Source organism: Bacteroides caecigallinarum, from assembly GCF_021531075.1.
GTDB lineage: Bacteria > Bacteroidota > Bacteroidia > Bacteroidales > Bacteroidaceae > Phocaeicola > Phocaeicola caecigallinarum_B.
Genome location: NZ_JADYTJ010000093.1, coordinates 1 through 4292, shown reverse-complemented (window position 1 = coordinate 4292; position 4292 = coordinate 1). Strand labels below are relative to the sequence as shown.

Sequence of the window (4292 nt, the reverse complement as noted above, 5' to 3'; positions counted from 1 at the left end):
TTTAGAAAGTGCGTTAATCCAAAAATTCATAGCAGAATTAGAACTTGACGTAGAAAAATTTTGGATGCTTATACTTTTCATCTATGATTATAGTTATCATTATTATATAAATGGAGCAGAAAGAAAAGAATCACCTTATGAACAACTTCAAAAGTTTACTACATCTATAATAAATAATGTAAAAGATTTTAATGAAAATACTGGAACAACATTTATTAAACCTATAACTTTAAAACTATGCATAGAAGGAGAGCAAGAAATCATTATAGATAGTCCTACCACAATCCATTATATAGCAAGCGCAACAGATACACTTGCAGAAAAAGAAAGTTTAAGCACTATGCCAATAATGAAATATAAAGCAAAAGCACAAACATTTAAACCTACAAAAGATTCTCCATTTATAACTTTTTTTGCTAAAATGTTTCTTAGTTTTTTTGACACACAAGACCAAGTAGTAAAAAAAAGAAGAAAAGGTGCAAAACATTCTCAAAGAGAAATTGACCTTGTTTGCCAATTGATAGCCTTTACAAAATTATCCATTAAGGAATGTTGGAAACAGACAGAAAATGATACACTGAAAGCATTTTTAAAGCAATACAATGGTTATGAGCCAAAGACAATAAATAGCATTTATCCATCATTCAGATTATAAATTATTTGTCTTTTTTAAAATCCCATTACTATATTCTCATAAGGGGAATAAAGTAGTGGGATATTTTTATTCCTTAAACTTTATTTCGTATTACTCTACTTTTGTGCTACTCAAAAGAATGGGTTACCATTCCTAAGGGTAATAAAAAGCAATCAAGTTTTATTCCCTATAATGAGAATAGAAAACCCATACCTTTGCAAAGTAATCAGAAATAAAACGGTGCGCACCTTTTAATGATGATTATCTGCCAGTTCCCTCAGAATGGGAACAACGAGTATTAATTTATTAAATAATTTAATTATGCAGTTCAATATTACAGGAACATCAGTTCCACAAGTAAAGAAGTACGACAATGAAGGTGCGCACAATGCCATTAAGTCTATGATGCAAAGAAAAGAAACTCTAAGCATTAGATTATATACTAACAAGGAGAACTATCCTTGCATTTGGATAGAATCTCTTAATGTTGCAGGTTTCAAATATCATGTCAATCCAGATTCTTTCAATTGGATATATAACTATCTGACAACTGGAGAAAGTGAAGATAAAGGAATAAATCCAAATGAACTGAATCCATATAAGGCTGACGAAGATAACAACTTTCAGTTATCCATATTGAAACAGCTCATTGAATCTGGCAAACGTGTGCAGTTCGTACCTTTGTTTCGTGAGGTCAATAATTATATCAGTGCAACCAGCGCATTTCTCCGTGGTAAGATATTTTTCCGATTAGAACGTACGGAAGAACTTATGGAATACTTACGAGAGAAAGAAGCTATAATCTGATAATTATTAACCTAAAGAGTGGGAGCTAAAAACTCCCCTCTTTTAAAACGAAAACAAAATGAATACCACATATATTAATATTGAAAAGAAGCAGAACGGAAAAATACAATATCTAACAGAAGTCTTACCAGAAATTCCAACCAATACCATACTTTATAAAAAGCTGACAGGATTAGGAGCTACTTACGGTGAACTGAAAGCTGATAGGGATTCTATTATTTTAGAACCGAATGTTCCAGTAATTAAAGGTAAATGCAAAGACCCGAAACACGCACAGGACAATCTTATGGGAGTTTACGAAAATATAACAATAGATTCTATCGTAAAATACCTGCAAGCCAGTAAGGAAAAACATATAAAGATATTATCTACTCCAGAAAGTTTTTCTAAAATTAAAGCTGCATTTGAAGAAATTGATAGGGATATTTATTCTACCTGCTATCTGCTGTTCGATGAATGTCACAAGATTGTAAAAGATGTAGATTACAGAGAAAACATAACATTACCTTTTGATGATTTCTTTATGTTTGAAAATAAAGGGCTTGTGTCTGCAACTCCACTTGATTTTACCGACCCAAGATTCTTTAATCAGAAATTTCAGATAATGGAAATTCTACCAAATTTTGAATATGCCAAATCATTGAATCTTTACCATACTAATAATGTGCTACAGGAATTAAAGAAACGAATCGGCAATATAGAGAAACCTATATTTTTGTTTATCAATTCTACTGAAACTATTTATTCAATTATGGATAAACTGGATATTCTGGAACAATCTACAGTATTTTGTGCATACAATAGTGTGAAAAGTTTAAAGGATAAGAAATTCAATCAAGCCTATTCAGATTGGGATATATCGAAAATGAACAAATATAATTTCCTTACAAGCAGATTCTTTAATGCTTTAGATATTGAATTGGATTTCCTGCCAGAAGTTTTTATTGTAACTGATATTGCTATGGCTACCCAGAGCATAATAGACCCGTTTACCGATACCATACAGATAATTGGAAGATTCAGAAATGGAATAGCATCAGCAAGCCATATAACGAATACGGACTATACATTTCAAGTAAGGTCAAAAGCCCAGCTAAAGTTTAGAATAAATGTGTTTGAAGAAACTTATAAAACTCTCAAAGCATATTATGATAATGCAACCAATGATGAATTAAGAGATGCAATCAAAGCTATACTTGATAATCATCCACTTACATCTTTATTAAACATAGATGGAACAAAGAACTGGTTTAAAATTGATAATTATCTGGCTGAAAATCTGGTACAGGGATATTATAACTGTTTTAATGAATTGGTAAAAAATTACAAACAATGCAAATCCTTCAAACTGAATTATGAATCAACCCTCTATAAATTGAGTGACACTGAAAGGCTTAAACGAGAAAATAAATCACTAAGCATTAAAGCCAAGCGTAGGGAAATAGTGGAGCAACTGGAAATTCTGAAAGGGGATGAAACAAGCATAGCTATGGAGCATAAAAGAGAACTTATTAGAACTGATGCTTTTATAGTTAAGGCTTATGATGAATTAGGAAAGGAACAAATTGAGGAACTGAAATACTCCCAGTCAAAAATAAGAGAAGCCATGATACTTAAAAAGTACAATGAGAAAAGGACAGGTACAGAGTTTATCGAAATGGTGAAAAACAGATTTAAGGTAGGAGAATCCTATGAATTGTCACAGATAAGCAAAATTAGGGATGAAATATACAATATCTTGAATATGCCACCTATAAAGAAGAAACCAAAGGATTTCCTAAGTGATTTTTTTGAGTTGAGAGATTATTGGAAGAACAGACAAAGAGCCTTATTTCTGGAATATGCAAAAGTGTAGTCTGATACAACATTTTACTATAAAACCTCTTATTATAACCCCTTTTCTAAAAATGTTGTACTTACCCTAAATGAAAGTCCAGATTCAATTTATCTGGATTTTCTTATGAATAACAAGACAAGCATACCAATAATTTAAATTCAGAATATCCTCAAATTTGAAATTCTAATGTGTGACCCCAAGATTAGTTCCCTACCGATAAAGTAACTACCTTTATACTACCTCAAACAGATAATTCCACTATCAAGATTCTCTATTTACAAATCATTCAATATTTCTAAAATGCAGGAATTTACTTATGAACAAATCAGAGAAAAAGCACTTAAGCAAGGAGTAAAAGATAACAGAGTTCATATAGGATTATGGGCTAATATTAATAACTATCTAAAGACAAGGAGAAAGAAAAATGGAAAAGTTAGTACCTATTATATCTCATTGCAGAAACTGGCTTATTAACTTATTAATGCTTGAATTGATATGATAATTCATTTACCAACAGGAAAGAAGTTCAACAACCGAAAGGAAGCAAAGATTTATTTTGGTACAGCCTACTATTATAAGATGGAACGTGAAAAGAAAGATTTAATGTTTACCCATAATGTTCAATCAGCTACTAATGAATATGAAGATACAACAGAAATACCTACAAAACAGGATAAGTAACACAAGGAAAGAATATGCCACTATTAATAAATCTATTTTAGATAAGCTAAACCCATCAAATTTATATAGATTCTTTTGTTTGTCCTTATATAGAAATGACTATTATAAAGTCAGATGGAGAATAAAGGATTTAGCCATACATACTGGAGAAAGCGAGGATGCACTAAAGAACTTCAATAAGGACATGAAATCTGTACTGGTTAGAAAAAAATATGCTGAACCAATAAACCATCCTATATATGAATTTACAATGAGAAGTCTTTACTGCATACCACCAATAGAACATCCCAATTTTATAACCATATCCCACCTTTTTATGAAAGTGGATTTGAG

General features: G+C 31.0%; 4 protein-coding genes and 1 pseudogene. All 5 read left to right on the top strand.

The annotated features are described in order from the left end of the window. Window positions 1-655 (top strand): hypothetical protein (locus I6E11_RS14185; RefSeq protein WP_235338776.1); only part of this gene is annotated, 655 nt, incomplete at its 5' end. A 300-nt stretch (window positions 656-955) separates the two neighbouring features. Continuing rightward, complete coding sequence (locus tag I6E11_RS14180) at window positions 956-1441, top strand: hypothetical protein (RefSeq protein WP_235338775.1); 486 nt, start codon at window positions 956-958, stop codon at window positions 1439-1441. Window positions 1442-1499: 58 nt separating this feature from the next. Next, window positions 1500-3296: a hypothetical protein gene (locus tag I6E11_RS14175; RefSeq protein ID WP_235338774.1), complete on the top strand. Its 1797-nt coding sequence runs from the start codon at window positions 1500-1502 to the stop codon at window positions 3294-3296. A gap of 477 nt (window positions 3297-3773) precedes the next feature. Continuing rightward, window positions 3774-3959 (top strand): hypothetical protein, encoded by a 186-nt coding sequence (locus I6E11_RS14170; RefSeq protein ID WP_235338773.1) that lies wholly within the window; start codon window positions 3774-3776, stop codon window positions 3957-3959. Further along, window positions 3919-4292, top strand: a pseudogene (locus tag I6E11_RS14165) (hypothetical protein); the annotation flags it as partial. The gene I6E11_RS14170 and the pseudogene I6E11_RS14165, both read left to right, overlap by 41 nt.